The sequence below is a fragment of the Nocardioides cynanchi genome, assembly GCF_008761635.1.
In the GTDB taxonomy this organism is placed as follows: domain Bacteria; phylum Actinomycetota; class Actinomycetes; order Propionibacteriales; family Nocardioidaceae; genus Nocardioides; species Nocardioides cynanchi.
On record NZ_CP044344.1, the window covers coordinates 471,794 to 497,871 of the forward strand.

Below are 26,078 nucleotides of genomic sequence, written 5' to 3' on the forward strand. Positions count from 1 at the left end.
TGTCCCGTGTTGACCGGTGAGCGGCTCCATGAGGAGGCGGTGGCCCGCCTCCGAGCGTCGTACGACGCCATTCCCGCGGGTCAGCCCGTCCGGCTGGCCAAGCAGACCTCCAACCTGTTCCGGCCCCGCAGCGCGACCGGCGTGCCCGGGCTGGACGTCTCCGGGCTCGGCGGCGTGATCTCGATCGACGCCGACGCGCGGACCGCGGACGTGCAGGGGATGTGCACCTACGAGCACCTCGTCGACGAGACGCTCCTGCACGGCCTGATCCCCTACGTCGTGCCCCAGCTGCGCACGATCACGCTCGGTGGGGCGGTGAGTGGCCTGGGCATCGAGTCGACCAGCTTCCGCAACGGCCTGCCCCACGAGTCGGTCGTCGAGATGGACATCTTCACCGGCGCCGGTGACGTGGTCACGACGCGCCCGGGCGAGGAGCTGTTCGAGACGTTCCCCAACTCCTACGGCTCGCTCGGCTACGCCACCAGGCTGCGGATCAAGCTCGAGCAGGTGCCGCCGTACGTCGCGCTGCGGCACGTCCGGTTGGACGACGCGAGCCTGCTCGCCAAGACGATCAGCGACATCGTCGAGCACCGTGAGTACGCCGGTCGGCGCGTCGACGGCCTCGACGGCACGGCGTTCGCCCCGGGGGAGTACTACCTGACGCTCGCCGAGTGGACGCAGACTCCTGGTCTCGACTCCGCTCGACCAACGGGAAGCTCCGCTCGACCCGCGACGCCCTCCGACTACGCCGGGCAGCAGATCTACTACCGCTCGATCCAGGAGCGGGAGACCGACCTCCTGACCATCCACGACTACCTCTGGCGCTGGGACACCGACTGGTTCTGGTGCTCGCGGGCCTTCGGAGCCCAGCATCCGCTGCTGCGTCGGGTCTGGCCGCGGAAGTACAAGCGCTCCGACGTCTACTACCGCATGGTCGGGCTCGACCACCGCCTGCACATCGGCGCCTGGCTCGACCGGCGCAAGGGCAACCCCGAGGGCGAGCGGGTCGTGCAGGACGTGGAGATCCCGGTCGAGCGGCTGCCGGAGTTCCTCGACTGGTTCGACGCCGAGGTGGGCATGCGACCGGTCTGGCTGTGCCCGCTGATCGCGAGCCAGAAGTGGCCGACCTACCCCCTGGCGCCCGGCGAGATCTACGTCAACGTCGGGTTCTGGGGCAACGTTCCGGTCGGCCCGGACGCACCCGACGCACCGCGCAACCGCGCGATCGAGGCCAAGGTCCACGAGCTCGGCGGCCACAAGTCGCTCTACTCCGAGGCCTTCTACGACCGCGAGACCTTCGACGAGCTGTACGACGGTCCGCACCTGGCCCGGGTGAAGGCCACGTACGACCCGCAGCAGCGGTTGACCACCCTCTACGACAAGGCGGTGAAGAGACGATGACCACCATCCCGATCGCGGAAGCGTTCGACCAGCTCCTCAAGGAGCCCCTGCCCCTACGGATCACGGCGTACGACGGCAGCGCGAGCGGGCCCGAAGACGCGCCGTACTCCTTCCACGTGCGCAACGAGCGCGGTCTGGCCTACCTGATGACCGCACCCGGCGACCTCGGCCTCGGGCGTGCCTACGTCACCGGTGACCTCGAGGTCACCGGCGTCCACCCGGGCGACCCCTACGACGCGCTGGTGATGCTGCAGAAGGGTCTGAAGTTCCGCCGGCCCTCGGCCCCGGAGCTGGTCAGGCTGCTGACCGGTCTCGGCCTGTCGCACCTCAAGCCCCCGCCGCCGCCGAAGGAGGAGCACCTGCCCCGCTGGCGCCGGGTGCTCGAGGGGATGCGGCACTCCCGCACCCGCGACTCCGAGGCGATCCACCACCACTACGACGTCTCGAACGCCTTCTACGAGCTGGTCCTGGGCCCGTCGATGACCTACACCTGCGCCGTCTACCCGAACGACGACGCGAGCCTCGAGCAGGCGCAGGAGTACAAGTACGACCTGATCGCCCGCAAGCTCGACCTCAAGCCGGGCATGCGCCTGCTCGACGTGGGCTGCGGCTGGGGCGGGATGGTCCGCCACGCCGCGCAGCACTACGGCGTGAAGGTGCTGGGGGTGACGCTGTCGCGCGAGCAGGCCACCTGGGCGCAGGAGAAGATCAAGGAGATGGGTCTCGACCATCTCGCCGAGGTCCGGCACAGCGACTACCGCGACGTCACCGAGACCGGCTTCGACGCGGTCAGCTCGATCGGGCTGACCGAGCACATCGGGGTGAAGAACTACCCGTCCTACTTCGGGTTCCTGCACGACCGCCTCCGTGACGAGGGCCGGCTGCTCAACCACTGCATCACCCGCCCGCACAACCGCAAGGAGGAGACCGGCGCCTTCATCGACCGCTACGTCTTCCCCGACGGCGAGCTGACCGGCTCAGGCCGGATCATCACCGACGTGCAGAACGCGGGCCTCGAGGTCATGCACGAGGAGAACTTCCGCCGCCACTACGCCAAGACGCTGGCCGGCTGGTGCAAGAACCTCGCGGACAACTGGGACGCGTGCGTCGCCGAGGTCGGCGAGGGCACGGCCCGGGTGTGGGGTCTCTACATGGCCGGGTCGCGGCTGGCCTTCGAGCGCAACGAGATCCAGCTCCACCACGTGCTGGCCACGAAGACGACGGCGGACGGTCGCGACGGCTTCCCGCTGCGACCGAGCTTCGAGCACGACGCCGGCAACCGCGGCTAGCCGGGCTGGATCGAGACCCGGAGCCGTCGGCGTCGGAGCAGGCGCCAGGCGGCGATGATCACCAGGGCGTAGGCGGCACCGGCGAGCTCGTCGACGACGTAGTGCTCGCCGCCGTACAGCAGCGCGAAGCCCATGGCCAGGGGATAGCAGGCGAGGAGGGCCTTCTGCCACCACGTCCGGCCCCACCAGAAGAAGCCCGCGGCGAGGGTGGCGTAGGCGGTGTGCAGCGAGGGCATGGCGGCGACCGGGTTCACGAGGTACTGGCCCTGGCTGACCATCCCGCCGACCATGTGCAGCCCGATCAGGTCGAAGCCCTCGGTGGTGTAGCGCCCGACGAAGCCGCCGGGGAACACGCCGCCGTCCTGGGCCAGCCACGGCGGGGCCATCGGGTAGAGGAAGTACGTCGTCACCCCGGCCACCGCCAGTGCGATCACCATCCGCATCCAGATCAGGAAACGCGCCCGGTTGCGGATCCAGAGCACCACCGCGACCGTCGGCATCACCAGGAAGTGGCTGACGTAGACCAGGCTGACCAGCAGGCCGTACCACGGCACGGCGGTGCCCGGGTGGAAGTGCTCCTGCACCCAGGTGGTCGGCATCGTCCCGCCACCGAGCCACTGGTCGAACCGGATCGGGAACATCACGTGCAGTGGCAGGCCGAGCTTGTTCGAGACGTCATGGATCGGGTAGGCCCGGTGGGCGATCTGCTGCGCCGTGTACGGCGCGGCGTACCCGCGGCTGTAGTCGTAGGCCAGCAGCACCGCCTCGAACGGCAGCCAGTCGACCATCATCTGCCACCAGGCGGACCACCCGCGACCGAGCACCGCGATGGTCAGGAAGGCCAGCACGCCGCCGTAGATGCCGAGCCGGTCGGTCGGCACTCCCTGGAAGACGACGAAGAGCAGCAGGCCCACGGCGTACGCCGCGAAGGCCGCCCAGCGCACGTGGCGCCAGCGCCAGCCGGTCGAGCGCATCCGCTCCGGCCCACGGACGCGCTCCAGCGAGGTCTCGCTGGGGACATCGGTGAGCGCCACCCGGCGATGCTAACCGGCTCTGCCTCGAGCACTAGCCTTGACGCGTGAGCACCAGGGCGCAGCGGTACGACGCGACGGTGCTGCACCGCGAGCAGATCTCCCCGCACCTGGTCCGGCTGACCCTGTCCGCACCCGGCCTGGAGAGCACCGGGGTGCCCGACGAGTGGGTCGGTCTGGTGGTGCCCGGCCAGTTCCAGGTGCGCTACTACACCGCCCGGGCCCTGACCGGCGACGTGATCGTGCTCGACGTCGTGGTCCACGACCACGGCCTGGTGACGAGCTGGGCCAGTGGTGACTGCCTGGGCGACCGGGTGGTGCTGACCGGCGCCCAGACCTCGTTCGCACTGCCCGACGACGCGGAGTGGCTGCTGCTGGTAGGTGACCTGACCGCGATGCCGGCGATGGCCCGGATCGCCGAGGCGGTCCCGCAGTGGTCGACCGGGGTCGAGAGCATCCGGATCTGGGCCGAGGTCCCCGACGACCTCGCCGGCTACCTGCCCGCCGATGCAGACGTCACCTGGCTGTCGCCACCCGCGCCTGGGCAGTCGCGCCTGGCCGAGGTGGTCGAGTCGATCGAGTGGCCCGAGGGTCAGGGCTACTTCTGGATGGCCGGCGAGTCGGCCCAGATGCGGGCGATCCGCAAGCACCTGATGCGCGAGCGGCGCCTGCCCAGCTCGGCGTACGACGTGATGGGCTACTGGCGAGCGGTCAGCGCGCGGCAGCCGCGTGCGGTCGACCCGGAGCCGATCTGGCGGGCGGGCAAGGCCGCGGGGCACAGCGACGAGCAGATCTGGGCGGCGTACGACGAGGCCCGCGGTGGCTGACTACAGCGAGCACGGCGCGGGCTTCCGCAGCGGCTTCGCGTCGTTCGTGGGCCGGCCGAACGCGGGCAAGTCGACCCTGACCAACGCGATGGTGGGCACCAAGATCGTGATCACCTCCGACAAGCCGCAGACCACCCGGACGGTCGTGCGCGGCATCGTCAACCGCGAGGACGCCCAGCTGATCCTGGTCGACACCCCCGGACTGCACCGGCCGCGCACCCTGCTCGGCGAGCGGCTCAACGACCTCGTGCACGCGACCTGGGCCGAGGTCGACGTGGTCGCGGTCTGCTTCCCCGCCGACGAGAAGATCGGCCCGGGCGACCGGTTCCTGGTCAGCGAGCTGGCCAAGGTACGCAACACCACCCGGATCGCGGTCGCCACCAAGACCGACCTGGCCGACGGCGAGCGGATCGGCCAGCACCTGCTCGACATCGCCGAGCTCGGCCACGAGACCGGCACCGAGTGGGCCGAGATCGTGCCGGTCTCGGCCGTGTCGGGCGATCAGGTGGGCCTGCTCGCCGACCTGCTGGTGGGGCTGCTGCCCGAGGGCCCGCAGCTCTACCCGGACGGCGACCTCACCGACGCCCCCGAAGAGGTCCTCGTCGCCGAGCTGATCCGCGAGGCGGCCCTGGACGGCGTGCGCGACGAGCTCCCGCACTCGATCGCGGTCGTGGTCGAGGAGATGGGCCTGCGCGAGGGTCGCTCGGAGGACCGGCCGCTGCTCGACATCCACGCCAACCTCTTCGTGGAGCGGTCGTCGCAGAAGGGGATCGTGATCGGCCACCAGGGTGCTCGGCTCAAGCACGTCGGCACCGTGGCCCGCAAGCAGATCGAGGCCCTGCTCGGCACCCCGGTCTACCTCGACCTGCACGTCAAGATCGCCAAGGACTGGCAGCGCGACCCCAAGCAGCTGCGACGCCTCGGCTTCTGACCCGTCGGGTCAGCTCGGCGCCCAGCACACGCCGTAGGTCTGCCCCGAGCGCCACTGCTGAGGGGTCGGCCATTGGTAGGACCAGCGGAAGTTGAGGGGATCGGCGGCCACCGCGTGGGCGGCGTCCTGGCAGGGCGTCTGGCCGGCGGCCTTCACCTGGTCGGTGCCGGGGTAGGAGCCGGCCGCGAAGTCCACGGTGCGCAGCGCTCGCCAGGTGTGGGGCGAGGAGCAGATCCGCTGCTGGAAGCCGGCCGTGCCGGGCTCCGCGGTGCCGCAGAGTGCGAAGCGCTGACGCGTCGTGTCGCTGTCGAGCGCGCCGGCGATCGGACCGGTGAGCGGCGCGAGGTCCTGGTCGCCGCGGATCGCGATCGCCTCGCAGCGGAACCAGCGGGCGCCCGCCTGCGCCTGCTCGAGGGTGGGGGTGAACCACACGGTGCGGAGCAGGCTGAGCCGGCGGTCGTCCACGCTGCCGCCCACGAACGACGCGAAGCGGCGCGGGCAGGCGGTCGAGACGAGGTGGTGGACCGCGGGCCCGTCGACCGGCTGGTCCGGGGGGAGCCTGCCGACGAAGAAGGTCACCGCGGTGTGCGGCCCGGTGCAGGGCGCCGGCTTGAGGTCGCTGGTCGGTGCCAGCGCGTCGGTGTAGCCCAGCCGGTAGCAGGCGTGCGCCGGCGGGGGCGGCGGAGGAGGAGCGGGGCTGACCACGGTCGCCGACGACGTGGGCGACTGCAGGGGTGTGGCCGCGACCTGGGGTGTCGACGAGCCGGAGGAGGACGAGCAGCCGGCCAGCACGAGGCCGGCCAGCACCCCCGCGAGGAGCCTCACGACGTCATCCTCGCCCAGCACACCGAGCGCCGGTTGCCGGACTGCCACTCCGCCTCGTGGAACCACGAGTAGCCGAAGTCGTAGTCCACCGGGTAGTCGAGGAACGCGCCCACGGACTTCGAGCAGAAGTCGCGGGTCCGGCTCTGGACCACCCGGTCGCCGGGATAGGAGTCGCCCGGCTGGCCGACCACGATCGTGGTCACCGCGCGCCAGTCGTGCTGGTCGCTGCACGGCACCTTGACCGAGCCGCTGACCGTGGCGCCCTGCGCGCAGACCATCCACGCGTCGGCGGGGCGGCCCAGGAGCAGGCCCTTGGCCTGGGTCGGCAGGTCGACGTACGCACGGGTCTGGTCGCCGCCTCCGATCACGTCGCAGCGGTACCACCGGGCTCCGGCGTCCCACGCCTGCTGGCTCGGCCGGAACCACGCCCAGCTGAGGATGGTGCGCATCGCCAGGCTCACGTCGGCACCGGTGAACCGGATGAACTGGTCGGAACAGGTGCGGTAGGCCCAGGCGGCGAGCCCCGGGTCGTCGTACGCCGTCGCCGCGAAGCGACCCGGCAGCGCGCCGGCGGCGAAGGTCTCGGCGGTGTGCTTGTCGCTGCACGGGACGGCGGCGGTGGCGTTGCTGGGCTGGGCGACCTCGGTCGGGGTGAGCAGCCGGCAGACGCCGACGTCCGGCGCGACCGTGGAGTCGGCCTTCGGGTCGCGGCCGCCGGACCCGCCGAAGCAGCCGGTCAGGAGCAGCGCAGCGCTCAGCAGGGGGATGGCCAGGCGCGGGGCGTGCAGCACTGAGAACCCCCTGACGGTCGGCGACACGATGGCCGCGATGCTACCGACTGTCGCGAGGTGGCCGAGGCGGAGCGTGGCCTAGCATCGGCGCGTGCTGGAGGTGCGGGCGGCGACGCGCGAGGACCGGGACGACGTCGTCCGGGTGATGGCGTCGGCCTTCGACGACGACCCGGTGACCCGGTGGCTGGTCCCGGAGGGTCGTTCGCTCGTCCCGCTCTTCCGGGCCCACCTCGGGACCGCGAACGCCCACGCGCAGAGCGTCGACGTGGCCGTGGCCGACGGGGTGGCGGTGGGTGCGGCGATCTGGCAGGAGCCCGGCTACCGGGTCAGCACGTGGCGCCAGCTGGCCGCGATCCCGGCCTACGCGCGTGCCCTGGGCCGGCACCTGGGGCGCGGCGCGACCGTGGAGTCGGTGATGCACCGGGCCCGGCCGCACGAGGAGTTCTGGTACCTCGCCGGCGTCGGTGCGGTGCGACGTGGCGAGGGCATCGGCTCCGCGATGCTGCGGCACCGGCTCGACCGGGTTGCGGGGCCGGCGTACCTCGAGAGCAGCAAACAGGAGAACATCTCCCTCTACGAACGCTTCGGGTTCGAGCAGCGCGACCCGATCCGGGTGCCCGGTGGACCCGAGCTCTGGCCGATGTGGCGGAAGGGATGACGGGGTGAAGAGCGTCGACTGGGAGACGCTGCGGCTCTTCCTGCACGTGCTGGCCGCGACCGTGTGGGTGGGCGGTCAGCTGGTGCTGGCCGCCCTGGTCCCCGCGCTGCGGAGCGCCGGCCAGGGCGTGACCGCCACCGCCGCCCGGGCGTTCAACCGGGTGGCCTGGCCGGCCTTCGGCGTCCTCGTCGTGACCGGCGTGTGGAACGTGGTCGCGGTGGACGACACCTCGGACGCCTTCCAGCACACCCTGATGCTCAAGTACGTGCTGGTACTGGCCTCCGGTGTCACCGCGCTGGTCCACCAGCGCGCCTCGTCACGCGCGACGATGGCGGTCTTCGGCGCCCTCACCGGGCTGTGCGCCCTGGGTGCGCTGTTCGTCGGGGTGCTGCTCGCGCAGTAGCTGCCGCCGTCAGCCGACGACGGGTGGGAGATCCTTGCCGTCCGTCCTCCAGAACCAGCACGCGCCCTGGAGCTCCGGGGGCTTCTGCTGGTTCGCCCAGTCGGCCCGGGTCGGCCAGTGGCTGTGCACGGTGAGCGCGTGAGCATCGGGCCGCTGCGCCACCGCGTGCCGGCACGCCGCGTCTCCTCGCCGGTTGTGGTCCGTGCCCCCGCTGGGGTACCGGTCGCCGATCAGGTGCAGGGTCACGACGTGGAAGGCGGCTTCGACCGGATGCGGCTTCGTGCAGTCGACCAGGGCGAACGACGGCGCCAGGTGGTTCGTGCACAGGTGCCAGCTCGCGAGCCGGTTGCCGACGGCCTGGCTCCGCAACGACGTGCTGGTCACGGCGTACGGCCCGTGGTCGTAGGGGGTGCCGAGACCGGTGAGCACGACGAGGTCACAGAGGACGATGGGCTTCCCGGCGCTGCTGCGGGCCGGGACCGGCACGAGGGTGATCCGGCTCATCGGTCGCTGGGTCAGGTGCAGGTAGTTGCCCACGTCCGGGCCGCACTCGCCGTAGTAGGCCTGCAGGGTGGCCTGGTCGGGGACCCCCGCGCTGCCGTAGATCGGTCGCACCGACGCCGTCTCGGCGTTGTGCCTCCGCGAGCAGGGCACGCTCGTCGACGTGTCGAACGCCGTGCCCGCGAGCGCCTTCCTGGACACCAGGCGGCACTGCCCGGTGTGCGGGCCCGACCGTCCGCTCCCGACGCGGGTTCGCGTCGAGGTCGTCGGGGGCGTCGGGAGCCTTCCCTGCGAGGCGGAGGACGTGCTGCCCCCGCAGGCCGATGCCGAGCCGAGCACCAGCACCGCTACCCCCACGGCGGGTAGGACCCGGAACCCCGTGTGTCTTCTCATCGCGACCCCGCTCCCCGTTCAGCGGGCGCGGACGGACGCGCCCGCTCGAAGTCTGCCTGCGCGCCCGGGCGGCCCGCCATACGCGCAGGTGCGTATTGCCGCCGGCCGACGAGGTGTCGGGCCAGCCCCTCACGAGGTAACTTCTCGACTCGACGAGCTCGTCGGACGTGGCCGACGGGCAGTCGAGAGGCGATGCGCATGCGAGACCGGGACTCCCTCGACGCCCTTCGAGCGGCCCAGGTGCTGGGCCGGCAGCCGACCGTCGGCCGGTTCATCGACGCGACCATGGAGTTGCTGCAGAGCGAGCTCGGCGACGGACTGGTGACCTTCAACGAGCTGAACCTCGCGGAGGGGACCGCGACCGTCTCCCTGCGGCCGTACCTCGAGCACCACAAGGGTGCGGTCGCCGAGCTCAAGGACAACCTGGCCGAGCACCCGATGCTCAGCTGGTACACCAGCCAGCCGGACTGGTCACCGGTGCGGATCAGCGACCTGATCGACCCGCAGAGCCTGCGGGCGTCCCGGATCTATGAGGAGGTCCTGGTCCCGGTGGGGGGACAGCACGCGGTGCTGATATCGGTGACCGAGCCGCTGTCGGACACGTGGCTGTACTTCATGGCGAACCGCGCCGAGCGTGACTTCGACGACGACGAGCTGGAGTTCGCCCGACGGCTCCAGCCGGTGCTGGTCGCGCTGTACACGAGTCTGGCCGGCGACCAGTCGTCCGCGGGCAGAGCGCAGGTGCCGGTGACCCGGCGCGAGCTCACCGTGCTTCGCCTGGTGGCGGCCGGGCACACCGCGGACCGGATCTCGCACGAGCTCTCGATCAGCCGGGCCACGGTGCGCAAGCACCTGGAGAACCTCTACCGCAAGCTCGGTACGACCGACCGGCTCGGAGCCGTCATCCAGGCCCGCGACCTGGGGCTGCTGCGGGAGGACGAGGTCTCCCGGGCCTTCCACTGGGACGTGTGGGCCTGAGGTCGTCAGGCGGTCGACCGGTCCGGCAGGCCCCGGAAGGTCCGCCGGTAGGCGCTGGGCGAGACGCCGGCGTGGGTGCGCAGGTGGGCCCGCAGGGAGGCTGCGGTGCCGAGCCCGGCCTGGTCGGCGACATCGTCGATCGGCAGGTCCGTGGCCTCGAGCAGGCGCTGGGCGTGCCGCACCCGCTGCTGGATCAGCCACGCGCCCGGCGAGACCCCGGTCTCCTCACGGAAGCGGCGCGCGAAGGTGCGCAGGCTCATCCCGGCCTGCCGGGCCAGCGCGGGCACGTCGGCGTCGAGGCGTTCCAGGGCCCAGGCACGGGCACCCGCGGTGGACTCGCCGGCGGGGGAGGGGACGTGGCGCTCGATGTACTGCGCCTGCCCGCCGTCGCGCCAGGGGGGTACGACGCAGTGCCGGGCCACGCGGTTGGCCACTTCGCTCCCGTGGTCGGCGCGCAGCAGGTGCAGGCAGAGGTCGACGCCGGCGCTCAGCCCGGCGCTGGTCAGCACGTCGCCGTCGTCGGTGAACAGCACGTCGGCGTCGACCTGGACCTCGGGATACAGCGCGGCCAGGTGGTCGGCGTACTCCCAGTGCGTGGTCGCCCGGCGGCCGTCGAGCAGCCCGGCGGACGCCAGCACGAACGCGCCGGTGCAGATCGAGACCAGCCGCGTGCCGGGCCGGATCGTGGCCAGCGCGGTCGCCAGATAAGCCGGGATCGTCCCGTCGGTGCGCGGCCCCGGGATCTGCGTGCCGGGAACGACGACGGTGTCGGCCGTGCGCAGGGCGGACGCGTCGTGCTGGGGGGTGATCGCGTAGCCGGACGAGGTGACCACCGGCGCGCCGTCGAGGCTGGCCATGGTCACGTCGTAGAGGAGGCGTCCGTCGGCGTCCTTCGCCTCGCCGAGGAGCTGGGCCGGGATCACCGCGTCGTAGCCGATCAGCGGCGCGAGGAGCAGGACGACGACACGGTGCGGGCGGCGGGCTGACGACATGGCATGATTCTTGCAGATATTGGCAATTCTGCCACTGGCTGAGCGCGCCGGATCTCGGTCAGGATGGTCGGCATGACACGTGGTCTCGACTCCGCTCGACCACCGGAGGGCTCCGCTCGACCACCGGAAGGCTCCGCTCGACCACCGGAGGGCTCCGGCCTGCACTGGGCCTGGGTGGTCGCACCGGTCACCTTCGTCACGCTGGTCGGCTCGGCGGCGTTCCGCTCGGTGCCGGGCGTGCTGATGGACCCGCTGCACATGGAGTTCGGCTGGTCGCACGCCACCATCGGGCTCGCGGTCTCGGTGAACATGATGCTGTTCGGCCTGATCTCGCCCTTCGCGGCGGCGCTGATGGACCGGTTCGGGATCCGGCCGGTGGTCACCTTCGCGCTGGTGATGGTGGCGCTGGGCAGCGGGCTGACGGTGTTCATGACCGCCGCGTGGCAGCTGGTGCTCTGCTGGGGCGTGCTGGTCGGCGTGGGAGCCGGCTCGATGTCCATGGCCTTCATCGCCACCGTGGTGAACCGCTGGTTCGTCGCCCGACGCGGTCTCGTGGCCGGCGTCCTCACCGCCGGCAACGCCACCGGGCAGCTGGTCTTCCTGCCGCTGGTCGCCTGGCTGGCGACCCACCACGGCTGGCGGTCAGCCGCGCTGACGACCGCGGCGGCCGCGCTCGCCGTCGTACCGCTGATCGTCCTGCTGATGCGCAACCATCCGGCCGACCTCGGCCTGCGGGCGTACGGCGCCACCGACGCCGACCCCGGGCCGCCCCCGCACCAGCCGGTCGGGTCGTCCGCCGGGCGGGCTCTCCAGGTGCTCGGCACGGCGGCGCGCCAGCCGACCTTCTGGCTGCTGGCCGGTGGCTTCGCGATCTGCGGGGCCACCACGAACGGGCTGATCGCCACCCACTTCATCCCCGCCGCGATGGACCACGGGATGCCACCGACCACCGCCGCGAGCCTGCTCGCCGTGGTCGGGATCTTCGACGTCGCCGGGACCATCGCGTCGGGCTGGTTCACCGACCGGATCGACCCGCGGATGCTGCTGCTGGCCTACTACGTGCTCCGCGGCGTCGGGCTGCTCGCGCTGCCGTCGCTGCTCTCGCCGCACACCACGCCGTCGACCTGGGTGTTCATCATCTTCTACGGCCTGGACTGGGTGGCGACCGTGCCGCCGACGGTGATGCTGTGCCGTGACCGGTTCGGGGCCGCCGACGGTTCCATCGTCTTCGCGTGGGTCTTCGCCTCGCACCAGGTCGGCGCCGCCTTCGCGGCCTACGGCGCCGGGGTGATCCGCGACCGCACCGGCTCCTACGACCTGGCGTTCTACCTCGCCGCCGGGCTGTGCGTCGTCGCCGCGTTCCTGTCGGTCAGCATCAGACGGGTGCCGTCGCCCACCATCGCCGACGAGCCAGCGCTGGCTCCGGTCTAGGCGGACGCGGAGCGGTCCTTGCGGAACGCGATCGTCTCGGCGACCACCCAGCAGCCCAGGGCGTCGTTGATGGCGATCATCGGGGCGTTGCCGGCGGCGTTCCAGGTGTCGACGAACTCCACCTCCGGGCGCTCGTCTCGCAGCCACGCGAGCATCGCCAGCTTCATCCGCAGGCCGAGCCGGTGGCCGCGGTGCGCGGGGAGGACCGACGTGTCCTCCTGCGCCGCGATCGCGGGGCGGAGGTCATGGGTGCAGGTGATGGTCAGGCCGGCCGCCTCACCGGTCGCCCGGTGCCGGGCCACGATGGTGTACGGCGTCTGCCTCTGGCCGGCCAGCCAGCGCTCGACGCTGCGGATCCGCTCAGGCGGGTAGGCCTCGAACTCGCCACCTTCCGGCGCGTCGTTGATGGCCTCCCGGAGGACCTGCATCTCGGGGAGCAGGTGGTCGGGGCACCCGCCGACGATCCGCTCCAGGTCGTAGGCCGCGGCGGAGCGCTCGGCCTCGGCCACCAGGGCGGCGGACGGGGCCTCCCGCAGGGAGAGACGTCGTACCTCGTGGGAGCCCTGGCGCGTGTAGCCCAGCCGGGGCACCGCCTGCTCACCCGCGGTCCCGGACCAGGCGGGCGCCCGCAGCCTCGGCCGGTCGGTGCCCGCCTCGGCGGCCTCCATCAGTGCCCGCCCGGTCCCCCGCCGCTGGTGGTCGGGGTGGACCGCGCCGAGGATCTTGGCTCCGTCGCGGTTCTCGTAGAGGTTGAGGGTCAGCCCGGCGTAGCCGACCACGCGTCCGTCGAGCCGGGCCAGCCAGATCCCCTCCAGCGGGCCCTCGGTGCCGTAGTCGCGACACTCGTAGAGGAAGGTCTCGGCGGTGTGCCGGCGCCGGACGGTCTGCTCGAGGGCGGCGTTGTCGATCTCGGCGAGCTCCCCGGCCAGGGCCAGGTCCAGGCCGTCGACACCGATCCGGTCGAGCTCGACGGTCACAGGGCCACGAGCCGGAGGTAGGCCAGGCCGAGGACGCCGCGGTAGCCCTGGAAGTACGCCGCGCGCTGGCGTGCCGCGAGGCCGCGGACCTCGTCGGCGTCCGGGTGGTCATCGGGGTGGTCGAGCAGCCACCGGGCGTAGCCGGCGGTGAAGCCGCCCTCGAACTCGTCCCACTCGTCCAGCGTGGCCTCGCCGGCCCCGAGGACCGCGAAGCCGTGGTCGGTGGCCAGCCGGGTGAGAGTGCCCAGGTCGACGTACTCGTCGTGGCGTCCGGCCAGGGGTGCCGTCGCGGCCGCCGTCGGCGGGCGCGACCAGATGCCCTCGCCGTAGACCAGCCGGCCGCCTCGGGGCAGCAGGCTCCGCAGCGCGGTGAGTGCGGCGACGTAGTCGAGCGGTCCGGCGGTCTCGACCGGGTCACCCCAGACCTGCGACGCGCCGATGCAGATCACCGCGTCGGCCGGCTCGGTCATGGCCCGGATGTCCGCGGACTCGAAGCCCACCCGGTCCGCCAGCCCCCGGGCCGACGCGAGCTCCCGGCCGTGGGCCAGTGCGGACTCGTCCTGGTCCACGCCCCGGCCCCGCGTGCTCGGCACACGGTCGACCACCCGCAGCAGCAGCTCGCCCCACCCGCAGCCGAGGTCGAGCACCGTCGAGGGCGCACCGGCGGCCAGGAAGTCGACCAGCACCCCGGCCCGCTGCTCGGAGAGGGGAGCCAGGAAGGCGAGGTCGTCGTGCACCGGCGGCAGGTCGAGGCTCATCGGCCCCAGTCTCGTCGTACGACGTGGGGCGGCGCGACCCCTTTCCCGGCTGCTACCGTTGAGGCGTCATGAAGCGCAGCCTGCTCCTCCTTCGCTGCCGCAGCGGGGCCTGAACAGCCGGTCCTCCTCGCTGCGGAGTGTGTGCTGCGCGCCGGTGCCCGCCCCGCTCCTACGCATCGAGGAACCATGACCCTGCAACACGACGGCTTCGTCAACACGCAGCAGCCGAGCCCCATGCCCTACCAGCGCTACCGCGCGTTCGAGCCGATCGACCTGCCCGACCGCACGTGGCCGAGCCGCCAGATCACGCAGGCACCGCGCTGGCTCTCCACCGACCTCCGCGACGGCAACCAGGCGCTGATCGACCCGATGAGCCCGGCCCGCAAGCTGCGGATGTTCGAGCTGCTGGTCTCCATGGGCTACAAGGAGATCGAGGTCGGCTTCCCGAGCGCCAGTGAGACCGACTTCGCGTTCGTCCGGCAGCTGATCGAGCAGGACCGGGTGCCGCAGGACGTCACCATCTCGGTGCTCACCCAGGCTCGTGAGGACCTGATCGAGCGGACCGTGCACTCGCTGGTCGGCGTCCACCACGCCAACATCCACCTCTACAACGCGCTCGCCCCCCTGTTCCGCCGCGTCGTGTTCCGGGCCAGCACCGACGAGATCAAGGACATCGCGGTGCGGGGCACCGAGCTGGTGATGAAGCACTCCGAGAGCATCCTGGGCCAGACCGTCATCGGCTACGAGTACAGCCCGGAGATCTTCACCGGGACCGAGCTGCCCTTCAGCGTCGAGGTCTGTGAGGCGGTCAGCGACGTCTGGCAGCCGGACGACGGCCGCGAGATCATCCTCAACCTGCCGGCCACGGTCGAGATGGCGACGCCCAACGTGTACGCCGACCAGATCGAGTGGTTCTCCCGCCAGCTGACCCGGCGCGAGTTCACCACGATCAGCCTGCACCCCCACAACGACCGGGGCACGGCGGTCGCGGCGACCGAGCTGGCCGTGATGGCCGGCGCCGACCGGGTCGAGGGCTGCCTGTTCGGCCACGGTGAGCGCACCGGCAACGTCTGCCTGGTCACCCTCGGCATGAACCTGTTCAGTCAGGGCGTCGACCCTCAGATCGACTTCGCGGTGGGCGGGAGCATCGACGAGATCCGCCGCACCGTGGAGTGGTGCACCCAGCTGCCCGTGCACCCGCGCCACCCCTACGCCGGCGACCTGGTCTACACGGCGTTCTCCGGCTCACACCAGGACGCGATCAAGAAGGGCCTCGAGGACCTCGACCGCCAGGCGAGCGAGACGGGCCGTCCGGTCGGCGAGCTGCCCTGGGAGGCGCCGTACCTCCCGATCGACCCGAAGGACGTCGGCCGCAGCTACGAGGCGGTCATCCGGGTCAACAGCCAGTCCGGCAAGGGCGGTGTCGCCTACGTGCTCAAGGCCGAGCACAAGCTGGACCTGCCGCGGCGCGCCCAGATCGAGTTCAGCCGCGTGATCCAGGAGCGCACCGACACCGAGGGCGGCGAGATCAGCCCGGCCGAGATCTGGGACGTGTTCCGGGCCGAGTACCTCACCCGCGAGGCCCCGCTGAGGCTCAACGCCGTGCACACGTCGTCGGCCGCCGGCGAGAAGGACCAGCTCAACGTCAACGTGTACGTCGACGGCGCGCTGCAGGAGCTCTCCGGCGAGGGGAACGGGCCGATCGCGGCGTTCGTCGACGCGATCAACGGGCTCGCCGTCCCGGGCCGCGAGAACGGCTTCGACGTGCGGGTGCTCGACTACGCCGAGCACGCTCTCAGCTCCGGCGGCGACGCCATCGCCGCGGCGTACGTCGAGTGCGCGGTGACCGACGCGACCGGCGAGACCGAGGTGCTGTGGGGCGTCGGGCTCGACGCCAACATCGTCACGGCATCGCTGAAGGCCGTGATCAGCGCGGTCAACCGCGCCTGACGGGTCAGGGGCGCCGCACCATCCGCTCCATCTGCTGGGCCGAGCCGGCGCGCAGCGGCTCGAGGTCGCCGGTGCCGACGAAGCCGTAGCGCTCGTAGACCCTGCGCGCGCCTCGGTTGGTGGTGTTGACGTGCAGCTCGGCGGTGACGTCGGGCGCGATCAGCGCGTCGAGGATCCGGCGCGCGTGTCCCCGGCCGCGGTGGCCGGGCTCGGTCCACATGCCCCAGACGTGGTGCTCCCCGTGCCCGTCGAACAGCCCCCCGACGGCGACCGGGTCGGGATCGGTCACGACGTACACCGGGCCGGCCAGACGCTGCCGCCAGTCGGCCTCGCCGAACCCCTGCTCGCGCTCGAGGGTGGAGCCGAACGCGTCGGGCGAGTCGGCCAGCGCCCTCAGCCGGATCTCCCGGAACAGCTCCCAGTCGTCGGGGCCGACCCGGCGCACCTCACTCATCGTCGACGCCCAGGATGCAGGCGGTGCCGACGTCGACGAAGCCGATCCGGCGGTAGATGCTCGCCGCCGCGTCGTTGTAGGCGCTGAGGAAGACGGTGCGGACACCGGCCTCCCGACAGGCCCGCACCAGCGCCCGGGTGATCGCGGTGCCGACGCCGGCGGTGCGATGAGCCGGGGGGACGCCGATCCCCATCAGCTCGGCGGTCTCGCCGCGAGGTGCGGCGGAGCCGCCGCCGACCAGCGTGCCGTCGGCGTCGTACGCCGCGACCTCGATCAGGCGGCCGTCCGCGATCAGCTCACGTCGTTTGCCCACGGGCTGCTCGGCCACGTCGTCCTCACCAGCGAACGCGGCGTGCACCGCACCCACGGCCAGGCCCAGGTCTGCGTCGTCGAACGGGAGCACCCGGGTCCGCTCGGGTGCGGTGACCTCCGCGTCGCGGGGGAGGGCCAGCAGCGGGTAGGACCCGGTCTGGTGGCCGGCCGCCCGCACCGCCGGCAGGAGGGAGGGAGTGACCTGGTCGACCCACTCGATGGCCCGCTGCCGCCCCAGCTCGACCTGACGGGCCAGCACCCGTCGGACGTCCTCGGAGGTGAACTCGTGCTCGCTGCCGCGGCGCGGCCGGGCGTAGAAGTCCCACCCGGTGCCCTCCTCGGCGAGGAACAGCGTGAACGGCCCGACCTCCTCGGTGGTGGCCGCGGCGCGCGGAACGGTGTCGTAGTAGGCCTCGATCTCGTCCAGTCTCACCGTGCCAGCGTCCCAAGGCGGGCCCGACGTTGCGACTAGATTTCACCGCATGTTGGTCTCCGAGCGGGTCGGACAGCTCTTCTTCGACAGCGGTGCCGGCCAGGAACGCCTCGAGTACACCGAGTACGGCGCCGGCCCGCACTGGGTGGTGCTGCTGCACGGGCAGCTGATGCCGCGCCGGATGCATCAGCCGCTGGCCCGGGCGCTGGCCGCCGAGGGGCTGCACGTGGTGACCCTCGACCTGCTCGGGCACGGCCGTTCCGACCGGCCCGCCGACCCGCTGGTCTACTCGATGACGGCGTTCGCCGAGCAGGTCGTGGCGCTGCTCGACCACCTCGGCGCCGAACGCGCCGTGATCGGTGGTACGTCGTTGGGCGCCAACGTCTCCCTCGAGGTCGCCGCCACCACGCCGGACCGGGTCCAGGGCCTGATCATCGAGATGCCGGTGCTCGACAACGCCCTCGAGGCGGGGATCGTGGCGTTCGTGCCGGTGATGTTCGCCGCCCGCTTCGCGCCGTTCACGGTGAACGGCCTGCGGATGCTGACCCGGCCCGTGCCGCGCGGGCTGGTGCCGTTCTGGGCCGGGATCGCGCTCGACACCCTGGACCAGCGGGCAGACTCCGTGGCCGCGATCCTGCACGGGATCATCTTCGGGCGGATCGCCCCGTCGTCTCGGCAGCGGCGCCGGATCACCGCCCCGGCGCTGATCGTGGGCCACACCGCCGACCCGATCCATCCCTTCGCCGACTCGCGGATGCTGGCGCGCGAGCTGGCCGGCGCGGAGTTCGTCCAGGCCCGCAGCATCCTGGAGTGGCGGCTCCGGCCGGAGCGGCTCGACGCGACGGCCGCGGAGTTCGCCCTCCGCTGCTGGCAGACACCCGGCCGCAATCGCCGGACCGGGTCCTAGGGCGTTCGCCTCCGGCCCGGCAGAATGGCGAGGTGCCTCTCTATCGCGACGAGGCGATCGTGCTGCGCACCCACAAGCTGGGCGAGGCCGACCGCATCATCACCCTGCTGACCCGTCAGCACGGGCGGGTGCGTGCCGTGGCCAAGGGGGTGCGGAAGACGACCTCCCGCTGGGGCTCTCGGCTCGAGCCGTTCACCCACGTCGACCTCCAGCTCGCCGAGGGCCGCAACCTCGACATCATCACCCAGGCGGACACCCTCGACGCGTTCCCGGCCCGGCTGGGTGACCACTACGACCGCTACACCGCCGGGACGGTGATGCTCGAGACCGCCGAGCGGCTGGTCTCGGAGGAGAAGCAGCCGTCGCTGCAGCAGTTCCTGCTGCTCGTCGGCGGGCTGCGCGCGATGACCGGCGGCGAGCGAACGCCGGCCCAGGTGCTCGACTCCTACCTGCTCCGCTCGCTGGCGGTGGCCGGCTACGCCCCGTCGTTCACCCACTGCGCCCGCTGCGGCGACCCCGGCCCGCACCGCTGGTTCTCGCCGTCCGCGGGAGGTGCGCTGTGCCCCGACTGCCGGGTGCCGGGAGCCGCGTCGCCGTCCGCGGGGACCCTCGAGGTGATGGGTGCGCTGCTGGCCGGCGACTGGCCCGCCGTGGCCGTGGCCGACACCCGGCACCTGCGTGAGGCGTCCGGGCTGGTCCGGGCGTTCCTGCACTGGCACCTCGAGCGCGGGCTCCGGTCGCTGGAGTACGTCGAGCGATGAGGCGCGCCGTACGCCCGCCGGACCCGCACCCGTCCGGCGCCCGGCCTCCGCAGATCCCGCAGGTGCTGGTGCCGCGGCACGTCGCGATCACCATGGACGGCAACGGCCGCTGGGCCAAGGCGCGCGGGCTGCCGCGGACCCAGGGCCACGAGCGGGGCGAGGCGGCGCTGTTCGACGTCGTCGAGGGGGCCATCGAGATCGGCGTGAAGGCGATCAGCGCCTATGCCTTCTCCACCGAGAACTGGAAGCGGTCGCCCGAGGAGGTGCGCTTCCTGATGGGCTTCAACCGCGACGTGATCCGGCGGCGCCGCGACGAGATGCACGAGCTCGGGGTGCGGGTCCGCTGGTCCGGTCGGGCACCGCGGCTCTGGAAGTCGGTGATCCGCGAGCTCCAGGTCGCCGAGGAGCTGACCGCAGGGAACGACGTGCTGACCCTCAACATGTGCGTGAACTACGGCGGCCGGGCCGAGCTGGCCGACACCGCCCGGTCGATCGCCCGCGAGGTCGCGGCCGGGCGTCTTGACCCCGACAAGGTCGACGAGAAGACGTTCGCGCGGCACCTCTACGTTCCCGAGCTGGGAGACGCCGACATGCTGTGGCGGACGTCGGGGGAGAACCGGCTCTCCAACTACATGCTGTGGCAGGCGGCGTACGCCGAGCTGGTGTTCACCGACATCCTCTGGCCCGACGTCGACCGGCTGGCGCTCTGGGACGCGATCGAGATCTACGCGCGGCGCGACCGCCGCTTCGGCAGCGCCTGACGGCTGGCCCCTCCGATCACCCCGCGCACGCCGCGCAGGTGCCGACGATCTCGAGGGTGTGGGCGAGGTCGGAGAAACCGTGCTCGCTGGCGATGGCCGACGTCCAGCGCTCGACGGCCGGCCCCTCGACCTCGACCGTGGCGCCGCAGGAGCGGCAGACGAGGTGATGGTGGTGGGTCTCCGAGCAGCGCCGGTAGATCGCCTCGCCGTCCTCGCGCCGCAGCGTGTCGACCAGGCCGTGCTCGGCGTACAGCGCCAGGGTGCGGTAGACCGTGGCCAGCCCGACCCCGGACCCGGCCGTGGCGAGGATCTCGTGCACCTGCTGGGCGGAGCGGAAGTCGTCGACGGCGCCGAGCGCTTCCAGCACGGCCTGTCGCTGCGGGGTGCTGCGCGGGGGCTCAGTGCTCGTCATAGTGCGGGCCCTCTCCGGTGACGTGTACGGCGTGCCGGTGGCCGTCGTGGACGTAGTCGACGTGGTCGTCGTGCTCGACCGCCACGTGGCCGCAGTCGGGGCCGTGCTCGTGGGGGTGGAGGTCGGGGGTCCGGTGCTCCTCGGGCACGCCGGCCGCGAACGGCGCCGTCAGCCGTGCCCGCCGCCGCAGCCACACGCCCAGCGGCCAGGTGACGGCGAAGCCGAACAGCGAGAGCAGCACGATGGTCGGGCCGGGGGAGACCGAGGCCTGCGACGGCGCGAACGCTGCGATCACCAGGCCGCCCAGGGCGGCTCCCATGCCGAGCAGCATCCCCGCTGCGAGCGTGGTCCGGAACGACCGGGTGACCTGCTGCGCGGTCGCGACCGGCACCACCATCAGCGCCGAGACCAGGAGCAGGCCGACCGTCCGCATCGCGACGGTCACGCTGACCGCCGCGAGCACCGCGACCAGGATGTTGTAGACGCGCACGTTGAGCCCGGCGACCCGCGCGAAGTCCTGGTCCTGGGAGACCGCGAACAGCTGCGGAGCCAGCCCCAGGCAGACCCCGACGACGACCAGGGCCAGCGCGATCGTGATCCAGACGTCGCCGGTGGAGATCGTGGTGATCGAGCCGAAGAGGTACTGCTGGAGCGTGGCCGCGCTCTGGCCGGCGAGCCCCGTGAGCAGCACCCCTCCGGCGAGGCCGCCGTAGAACATCAGGGCCAGCGCCACGTCGCCGTTGGCGTGTCCGCGTTCGCGGATGATCTCGATCAGCACCGCGCCGACCGTGCACACCCCGATCGCGGTCCAGGTGGGCGAGGCGCCGGTGAGCAGCCCGAGCGCGACGCCGGTCACGGCGACGTGGCCGATCCCGTCGCCCATCAGGGCCAGGCGTCGTTGCACGAGATAGGTGCCGACGGCGGGCGCGGCGAGTCCGGTGAAGAGGGCGGCGACCAGGGCCCGCTGCATGAAGGCCAGGGTGAAGATGTCCATGGTCAGGAGCTCCTGTCCAGCGGCGCGGAGACGTGGGGCACGTGGTCGTGCCGGTCGGTGGCCGGGTGGTGGTGCGAGTGCGACTCCCCGAACTGCGCGGAGTGCACCTCGTGGTCGCCCAGCGGCGCGCCGTCGTGGGCGATCCGACCGTCGCGCATCACCACGGCCCGCTCGACCAGCGGCGCCATCGGCCCGAGCTCGTGGGCGACCAGCACGATCGTCGCTCCGTTGCCCGACAGCACCTCGAGGGCATCCGCGAGCGCCTGCTGGTTGGGCAGGTCCACCCCGGCGGTCGGCTCGTCGAGGAAGAACAGGTCGGGCTCCCCGGCCAGGGCCCGCGCGATCAGCGCCCGCTGCTGCTGGCCGCCGGAGAGGCTGGAGATCCGGTCGCGCGCCTTCTCCTCGAGCCCGACCACCTCGATCGCCCGGTCGACGGCGGCCCGGTCGGCCCGTGACAGCGGCCGGAGCAGGCGTCGGTGGGTGAGCCGGCCGGAGGCCACGACCTCCCACACCGAGGCCGGCACGCCGCTCTCGGCACTCGCGCGCTGGGGGACGAAGCCGACCCGCGACCACGCGTCGTACTCCGCGATGGGGGTGCCGAAGAGCCGGAGCCGGCCGCCGCTCAGCGGCAGCAGACCGACCAGCGCCCGCACCAGCGTGGACTTCCCGGAGCCGTTGGCGCCCATCAGGGCCACGAACTGGCCCGGCTCGACGGTCAGGTCGATGCCGCGCAGGATCGGGCGGCCGCCGATCGTGACCGAGCCGTTGCCGAGCTCGATCGGGTTCACGTCGTACATCCGTTCGCCTCCTCCAGGGCCGCGAGGTTGCGGCGCATCAGGGTCAGGTAGGTCTGTCCGGCGGTGGCGTCGCTGAGGCCCTCGATCGGGTCGAGCACCTCGCTGCGCACGTCCATGTCGTGGGCGAGGGCGTCGGCCGCCGCCGGGCTCGCGAGCGTCTCGGAGAACACGGTGGTGATCCCGTCGTCGCGGATCAGCTGCTGGAGGCGGGCGAGGTCGGCCGGGGCGGGCTCGGCGCCGGGGGCGAGCCCCGTGATCGCGGCCACGGAGATGCCGTAGCGCGAGAGGTAGCCGAACGCGTCGTGGCTGGTCACCACCGTGTGCCGGGCGCAGTGCGCCAACCCGGTCCGGTAGTCGCGGTCCAGGGCGGCCAGCCGTCGCTGCAGGGCCGCCGCCCTCGCGTCGTACGACGTGGCGCGGGCTGGGTCGATCCGGTCGAGGGCGCGCGCGACGGCGCCGGCGACGGCCGACAGCTTCAGCGGGTCCTGCCAGAAGTGCGGGTCGACCTGCCCGGGGTCGGAGACGAAGTCCTGGAGCCCGGCCACCGGTCCGACGTCGAGCGTCGTGCCCTCGGCGTCGTTGTCGACGCCCTGGTCGACCGCCGGCTGGAAGCCGCGTTCGTAGACGACCAGGTCGGCCCGGGCCAGGTCGACGGTCTGCGCGAAGGTCAGCTCGACGTCGTGGGGCTCCATGCCCGGGTGGGTGAGGTCGGTGAGGTCGGCGCCCGGTGCGATCTGGGAGACGACCCAGGCCAAGGGGTAGAAGCTGGCCGCCACGCTGACCCGGCCGTCCGCGTCGTGACCGGCCGGGCCGCAGCCGCTCGCCACCCCCGCGACCAGTGCGGAAACCAGGAGGACGCGAAGCCGGAGCATGAGAATGATTCTCATTCAGGTGAGAATGATTGTCAATCCACTCCACTGCGAGACCGACCCTGCGATATCGCTCCGCCCGGCGGCCGATGGTGGGAGCATCCTGGCTGGGGGAGAAGGAGAGACGAGATGTCCCAGTCCCCCCAGCCCCGGCTGGCTGCCGACGAGTCCATCAGCGCGACGTTCATGCGGGCCATGCTCGCCCCGGTGGTCCCCCTGGGCCTCCTCGTGACCGGCGTCGTTGCCGGGGTGGCCCCCTGGATCTTCTTCCTGCTGATCGTGCTGCTGCTCGCCGTGGCCGGCCTGGCGATGATGACCGCGCTCTCGCCCGGTCTCGCCGTCTTCGGCAACCGGCTCGAGGTGACCGGCGAGCCCGACGTGCACCACGGCCTGGGCGGCGTGGTCAACCTCGCGGCCCTCAACAACGTGAAGTCCGTGTCCTCGCTCGGCGGCCGGGTGTCGACCACCGGGCCGTCGGTCTTCCGCTCCCGGATCCTGCTCGAGGACGCCTACGGCGGACGGGCCCTGTTCCCGGCCTGGGGATGGTCTCCGAAGAAGTCACTGCAGACCGTGCTCCGCGAGGCGGCCCTCGACACCGGCGCCGACATCGACGAGATGTCCTACTGGCGCCTGGGGTTCCGCAACAACGAGTACGTCAAGGTCAGCCCACTGCGCCGCTTCCTCTGAACGCCGCCTACCCTCGGCAGGGTGATCGTGGTGAACCGCTTCCGGGTGCCCGAGGCGGAGGCCGAGACCTTCCGTGGGGAGCTCGCCGCCGCCCTCGACCCGCTGGCCCGGCAGCGCGGCCACGTCTCCGGCCGGATCGGCCACAACGTCGACGACCCCGAGCTGTGGGTGCTGGTGACCGAGTGGGACAGCGTCGGCTCCTACCGCCGAGCCCTCTCGTCGTACGACGTGAAGCTGGGCGCGGTGCCGACCCTGAGCCGCGCCATCGACGAGCCGGGCGCCTACGAGAGCGCCGAGCCGGGCACCGAGTTGAACCGCACCGCGACCAGGTCGTTAGGCTGACCCTTCACCGAAACCGACCGGCAGCCAGCCGGTTCGAGACGGTCGCCGCTGTGCCTGCGACCTCCTCACTGTGCGAGAAATGGAGCATTCGTGGCCAAGCCGCCTCCGTCCGTGATCGACCAGGTCGTCTCCCTGTGCAAGCGGCGGGGCTTCGTCTACCCGTGCGGGGAGATCTACGGCGGCACGAAGAGCGCCTGGGACTACGGCCCGCTCGGGGTCGAGCTCAAGGAGAACATCAAGCGCCAGTGGTGGCGCTCCATGGTGATCACCCGTGACGACGTCGTGGGTCTGGACTCCAGCATCATCCTGCCGACGAAGACCTGGGAGGCCAGCGGCCACCTCAAGACGTTCACCGACCCGCTGGTCGAGTGCCAGGCCTGCCACAAGCGCTTCCGGGAGGACCACCTCCAGGAGGACTACGCCGCCCGTAAGGACATCTCCGATCCCGACACGGTCGACATCAACGCCTCGGTGGCCTGCCCCAACTGCGGCACTCGCAACGCCTGGACCGAGCCGCGTCACTTCAACATGATGCTCAAGACCTATCTCGGCGTGATCGAGGACGAGTCGGGGCTGCACTACCTGCGGCCGGAGACGGCCCAGGGCATCTTCCTGAACTTCGCGAACATCGTGACCAGCAGCCGGATGAAGCCGCCGTTCGGCATCGCCCAGATGGGCAAGAGCTTCCGCAACGAGATCACGCCGGGCAACTTCATCTTCCGGACCCGCGAGTTCGAGCAGATGGAGATGGAGTTCTTCGTCAAGCCGGGCGAGGACGAGGAGTGGCACCAGTACTGGATCGACCACCGCACCCGGTGGTTCACCGACCTCGGGATCAACCCCGACAACCTGCGGCACTTCGAGCACCCGCAGGAGAAGCTCAGCCACTACGCCAAGCGGACCGTCGACATCGAGTACCGCTTCGGCTTCTCCGGGCGTGAGTTCGAGGAGCTCGAGGGCATCGCCAACCGCACCGACTACGACCTGACCCAGCACTCCGAGGCCTCGGGCCAGGACCTCTCCTACTTCGACCAGGGTGCCAACGAGCGCTACATGCCCTACGTCATCGAGCCCGCGCTCGGCCCCAACCGCGCGATGATGGCGTTCCTGATCGACGGCTACACCGAGGACGAGGCGCCCAACACCAAGGGTGGTGTCGACAAGCGGGTCGTGCTGAAGCTCGACCCGAGGCTCGCCCCGGTCAAGGTCGCCGTGCTGCCGCTGAGCCGCAACCCCGACCTTTCCCCCAAGGCCCGCGACCTGGCCGCCGAGCTCCGCGGGCACGGCTGGAACGTCGACTTCGACGACTCCGGGGCCATCGGGCGGCGGTATCGCCGCCAGGACGAGATCGGTACGCCGTACTGCGTCACCGTCGACTTCGACACGCTGGACGACCACGCGGTGACGGTGCGCGAGCGCGACAGCATGTCGCAGGAGCGGATCTCGCTCGACCAGGTCAGCGGCTGGTTCGCCCAGCGCCTGCTGGGTTGCTGACACAATGTCCCGCGTGACCGGCCGACTCCTTCCAAGGCCCGCGGCGGCCCTCCTCGCCTGTGTCGCCCTCCTGCTCACCGGCTGCTCGGGGTCCGGCTCGTCGAGCCCCCAGACGGGGCCCGGCAGCAGCGGCGGCAGCCCGGCGTCGAGCCAGACGGGCGGCGGCCCGACCGGCACCGGCTCCTCGCTCCCGGCTCCGAAGGGGATCACCGTGACGCCCCCGGGCACCTCGCTGAAGGTCGGGCAGGCCGCCACGGTGGCCTGGCAGCCGAACCAGAAGACGGTCGGGGCGATCAAGATGGCCGTGACCTCGCAGGAGCAGGTCCCGATCAGCACTTTCCGCGACTTCCGGCTCGACCGCGCCACCCGCCGCTCGACGGCGTACTTCGTCCACGTCTCGGTGAAGAACCTCGGCCGCAGCGACCTGAGCCACGTGCCGGTCCCGCTCTACCTGCTCGACCACCAGCACACGCTGCTCCAGGCCTCGACGTTCCAGGCGAAGTTCCCCGCCTGCCCCAGCCGGCCGCTGCCGGCGAAGTTCAAGCGCGGCAGCCACACCACGGTCTGCCTGGTCTACTTCGTGCCGAAGCACGGGAAGCTCGTGGCAATGAGCTTCCGTCCCTCGGAGAGCTACGACGCGATCACCTGGCACGGAGCGGTCCACCGGCCGAAGTCCCACCACCAGCACCAGGTCGGCAAGGGCTGAGCCCACCGGTTTG

29 protein-coding genes are annotated in these 26,078 nt (G+C 71.8%); 16 read left to right on the top strand and 13 right to left on the bottom strand.

What is annotated here, in order from left to right; all coding sequences use genetic code 11:
* Positions 1-39: 39 nt before the first annotated feature.
* Positions 40-1,401: an FAD-binding oxidoreductase gene (locus E3N83_RS02520; protein ID WP_238343035.1), complete on the top strand. Its 1,362-nt coding sequence runs from the start codon at positions 40-42 to the stop codon at positions 1,399-1,401.
* A complete protein-coding gene (locus E3N83_RS02525) occupies positions 1,398-2,690 on the top strand; it encodes a class I SAM-dependent methyltransferase (protein WP_151081829.1) in 1,293 nt (430 codons plus the stop codon). Before E3N83_RS02520 ends, E3N83_RS02525 begins: the two co-directional genes overlap by 4 nt.
* Here the strand turns inward: E3N83_RS02525 and E3N83_RS02530 are convergent.
* Positions 2,687-3,724, bottom strand: a complete 1,038-nt coding sequence (locus E3N83_RS02530; RefSeq protein ID WP_151081830.1) for a phosphatase PAP2 family protein — start codon at positions 3,722-3,724, stop codon at positions 2,687-2,689. The two genes, E3N83_RS02525 and E3N83_RS02530, sit on opposite strands and share 4 nt — an antisense overlap.
* Before the next feature lie 44 nt (positions 3,725-3,768).
* Here E3N83_RS02530 and E3N83_RS02535 point away from each other — a divergent pair, with 44 nt between their 5' ends.
* On the top strand, positions 3,769-4,548 hold the full coding sequence (locus E3N83_RS02535) for a siderophore-interacting protein (RefSeq protein ID WP_151081831.1): 780 nt from the start codon (positions 3,769-3,771) through the stop codon (positions 4,546-4,548).
* Entirely contained in the window at positions 4,541-5,479 is a 939-nt protein-coding gene (gene era / locus E3N83_RS02540) for a GTPase Era (RefSeq protein ID WP_151081832.1), read from the top strand. The genes E3N83_RS02535 and era overlap by 8 nt, the downstream gene beginning before the upstream one ends.
* Before the next feature lie 9 nt (positions 5,480-5,488).
* Here era and E3N83_RS02545 read toward each other — a convergent pair whose 3' ends face one another.
* Together E3N83_RS02545 and E3N83_RS02550 are read right to left on the bottom strand one after the other, a co-directional pair.
* On the bottom strand, positions 5,489-6,304 hold the full coding sequence (locus E3N83_RS02545; RefSeq protein ID WP_191907914.1) for a septum formation family protein: 816 nt from the start codon (positions 6,302-6,304) through the stop codon (positions 5,489-5,491).
* Positions 6,301-7,095 (bottom strand): septum formation family protein, encoded by a 795-nt coding sequence (locus E3N83_RS02550; protein WP_151081834.1) that lies wholly within the window; start codon positions 7,093-7,095, stop codon positions 6,301-6,303. The genes E3N83_RS02545 and E3N83_RS02550 overlap by 4 nt, the downstream gene beginning before the upstream one ends.
* A 91-nt stretch (positions 7,096-7,186) precedes the next feature.
* Here E3N83_RS02550 and E3N83_RS02555 point away from each other — a divergent pair, with 91 nt between their 5' ends.
* Positions 7,187-7,753, top strand: a complete 567-nt coding sequence (locus E3N83_RS02555; protein ID WP_202879305.1) for a GNAT family N-acetyltransferase — start codon at positions 7,187-7,189, stop codon at positions 7,751-7,753.
* A gap of 4 nt (positions 7,754-7,757) precedes the next feature.
* Positions 7,758-8,156 carry a hypothetical protein gene (locus tag E3N83_RS02560; RefSeq protein ID WP_151081835.1) on the top strand — a complete coding sequence of 133 codons (399 nt, stop codon included), beginning with the start codon at positions 7,758-7,760 and terminating at the stop codon, positions 8,154-8,156.
* Between the two features lie 9 nt (positions 8,157-8,165).
* On the opposite strand, the gene E3N83_RS02565 is transcribed toward E3N83_RS02560, so the two are convergent.
* Positions 8,166-9,050 carry a septum formation family protein gene (locus tag E3N83_RS02565; RefSeq protein WP_151081836.1) on the bottom strand — a complete coding sequence of 295 codons (885 nt, stop codon included), beginning with the start codon at positions 9,048-9,050 and terminating at the stop codon, positions 8,166-8,168.
* Positions 9,051-9,248: 198 nt separating this feature from the next.
* Between E3N83_RS02565 and E3N83_RS02570 the strand changes: the two genes are divergently transcribed.
* Positions 9,249-10,028, top strand: a complete 780-nt coding sequence (locus E3N83_RS02570; RefSeq protein ID WP_151081837.1) for a helix-turn-helix domain-containing protein — start codon at positions 9,249-9,251, stop codon at positions 10,026-10,028.
* A 5-nt stretch (positions 10,029-10,033) separates the two neighbouring features.
* Here E3N83_RS02570 and E3N83_RS02575 read toward each other — a convergent pair whose 3' ends face one another.
* Entirely contained in the window at positions 10,034-11,020 is a 987-nt protein-coding gene (locus tag E3N83_RS02575) for a GlxA family transcriptional regulator (protein ID WP_151081838.1), read from the bottom strand.
* 72 nt (positions 11,021-11,092) lie between these two features.
* Between E3N83_RS02575 and E3N83_RS02580 the strand changes: the two genes are divergently transcribed.
* Positions 11,093-12,451, top strand: coding sequence for an MFS transporter (locus E3N83_RS02580; protein WP_151081839.1), 1,359 nt, complete (start codon positions 11,093-11,095; stop codon positions 12,449-12,451).
* On the opposite strand, the gene E3N83_RS02585 is transcribed toward E3N83_RS02580, so the two are convergent.
* Together E3N83_RS02585 and E3N83_RS20175 are read right to left on the bottom strand one after the other, a co-directional pair.
* The gene (locus tag E3N83_RS02585; RefSeq protein WP_151081840.1) at positions 12,448-13,428 is read right to left on the bottom strand and encodes a GNAT family N-acetyltransferase; all 981 of its coding nucleotides are present in this window, start codon (positions 13,426-13,428) and stop codon (positions 12,448-12,450) included. The genes E3N83_RS02580 and E3N83_RS02585 overlap by 4 nt on opposite strands.
* Positions 13,425-14,186 carry an SAM-dependent methyltransferase gene (locus tag E3N83_RS20175; protein WP_151081841.1) on the bottom strand — a complete coding sequence of 254 codons (762 nt, stop codon included), beginning with the start codon at positions 14,184-14,186 and terminating at the stop codon, positions 13,425-13,427. Before E3N83_RS20175 ends, E3N83_RS02585 begins: the two co-directional genes overlap by 4 nt.
* Before the next feature lie 186 nt (positions 14,187-14,372).
* On the opposite strand from E3N83_RS20175, the gene leuA reads away from it, so the two are divergent.
* Positions 14,373-16,136, top strand: a complete 1,764-nt coding sequence (gene leuA, locus E3N83_RS02595; protein ID WP_151081842.1) for a 2-isopropylmalate synthase — start codon at positions 14,373-14,375, stop codon at positions 16,134-16,136.
* Between the two features lie 4 nt (positions 16,137-16,140).
* On the opposite strand, the gene E3N83_RS02600 is transcribed toward leuA, so the two are convergent.
* Positions 16,141-16,590 carry a GNAT family N-acetyltransferase gene (locus tag E3N83_RS02600; RefSeq protein WP_151081843.1) on the bottom strand — a complete coding sequence of 150 codons (450 nt, stop codon included), beginning with the start codon at positions 16,588-16,590 and terminating at the stop codon, positions 16,141-16,143.
* Entirely contained in the window at positions 16,583-17,335 is a 753-nt protein-coding gene (locus E3N83_RS02605) for a GNAT family N-acetyltransferase (RefSeq protein WP_151081844.1), read from the bottom strand. Before E3N83_RS02605 ends, E3N83_RS02600 begins: the two co-directional genes overlap by 8 nt.
* Positions 17,336-17,384: 49 nt before the next feature.
* Here E3N83_RS02605 and E3N83_RS02610 point away from each other — a divergent pair, with 49 nt between their 5' ends.
* From E3N83_RS02610 to E3N83_RS02620, 3 genes are read left to right on the top strand one after another with little or no spacing between them, the layout of a single operon-like run.
* On the top strand, positions 17,385-18,242 hold the full coding sequence (locus E3N83_RS02610; protein WP_151081845.1) for an alpha/beta fold hydrolase: 858 nt from the start codon (positions 17,385-17,387) through the stop codon (positions 18,240-18,242).
* A gap of 32 nt (positions 18,243-18,274) precedes the next feature.
* Complete coding sequence (recO, locus tag E3N83_RS02615) at positions 18,275-19,003, top strand: DNA repair protein RecO (protein ID WP_151081846.1); 729 nt, start codon at positions 18,275-18,277, stop codon at positions 19,001-19,003.
* On the top strand, positions 19,000-19,764 hold the full coding sequence (locus tag E3N83_RS02620; RefSeq protein ID WP_151081847.1) for an isoprenyl transferase: 765 nt from the start codon (positions 19,000-19,002) through the stop codon (positions 19,762-19,764). Before recO ends, E3N83_RS02620 begins: the two co-directional genes overlap by 4 nt.
* A gap of 16 nt (positions 19,765-19,780) precedes the next feature.
* On the opposite strand, the gene E3N83_RS02625 is transcribed toward E3N83_RS02620, so the two are convergent.
* Genes E3N83_RS02625 through E3N83_RS02640 form a run of 4 tightly spaced genes read right to left on the bottom strand, consistent with a single transcriptional unit; the run spans position 19,781 to position 22,839 of the window.
* Positions 19,781-20,176, bottom strand: a complete 396-nt coding sequence (locus E3N83_RS02625; protein ID WP_151081848.1) for a Fur family transcriptional regulator — start codon at positions 20,174-20,176, stop codon at positions 19,781-19,783.
* Positions 20,163-21,170: a metal ABC transporter permease gene (locus E3N83_RS02630; RefSeq protein ID WP_151081849.1), complete on the bottom strand. Its 1,008-nt coding sequence runs from the start codon at positions 21,168-21,170 to the stop codon at positions 20,163-20,165. The genes E3N83_RS02625 and E3N83_RS02630 overlap by 14 nt, the downstream gene beginning before the upstream one ends.
* Positions 21,171-21,172: 2 nt before the next feature.
* A complete protein-coding gene (locus E3N83_RS02635; RefSeq protein WP_151081850.1) occupies positions 21,173-21,967 on the bottom strand; it encodes a metal ABC transporter ATP-binding protein in 795 nt (264 codons plus the stop codon).
* Positions 21,955-22,839, bottom strand: a complete 885-nt coding sequence (locus tag E3N83_RS02640) for a metal ABC transporter substrate-binding protein (RefSeq protein ID WP_191907916.1) — start codon at positions 22,837-22,839, stop codon at positions 21,955-21,957. The genes E3N83_RS02635 and E3N83_RS02640 overlap by 13 nt, the downstream gene beginning before the upstream one ends.
* Before the next feature lie 126 nt (positions 22,840-22,965).
* On the opposite strand from E3N83_RS02640, the gene E3N83_RS02645 reads away from it, so the two are divergent.
* From E3N83_RS02645 to E3N83_RS02660, 4 genes are all read left to right on the top strand, one after another.
* On the top strand, positions 22,966-23,523 hold the full coding sequence (locus E3N83_RS02645; RefSeq protein ID WP_151081852.1) for a hypothetical protein: 558 nt from the start codon (positions 22,966-22,968) through the stop codon (positions 23,521-23,523).
* Between the two features lie 21 nt (positions 23,524-23,544).
* Positions 23,545-23,865, top strand: a complete 321-nt coding sequence (locus tag E3N83_RS02650; protein ID WP_151081853.1) for an antibiotic biosynthesis monooxygenase family protein — start codon at positions 23,545-23,547, stop codon at positions 23,863-23,865.
* A gap of 90 nt (positions 23,866-23,955) precedes the next feature.
* The gene (locus E3N83_RS02655) at positions 23,956-25,359 is read left to right on the top strand and encodes a glycine--tRNA ligase (protein ID WP_151081854.1); all 1,404 of its coding nucleotides are present in this window, start codon (positions 23,956-23,958) and stop codon (positions 25,357-25,359) included.
* A gap of 13 nt (positions 25,360-25,372) precedes the next feature.
* Complete coding sequence (locus E3N83_RS02660) at positions 25,373-26,065, top strand: hypothetical protein (protein ID WP_151081855.1); 693 nt, start codon at positions 25,373-25,375, stop codon at positions 26,063-26,065.
* Positions 26,066-26,078 lie beyond the last annotated feature (13 nt).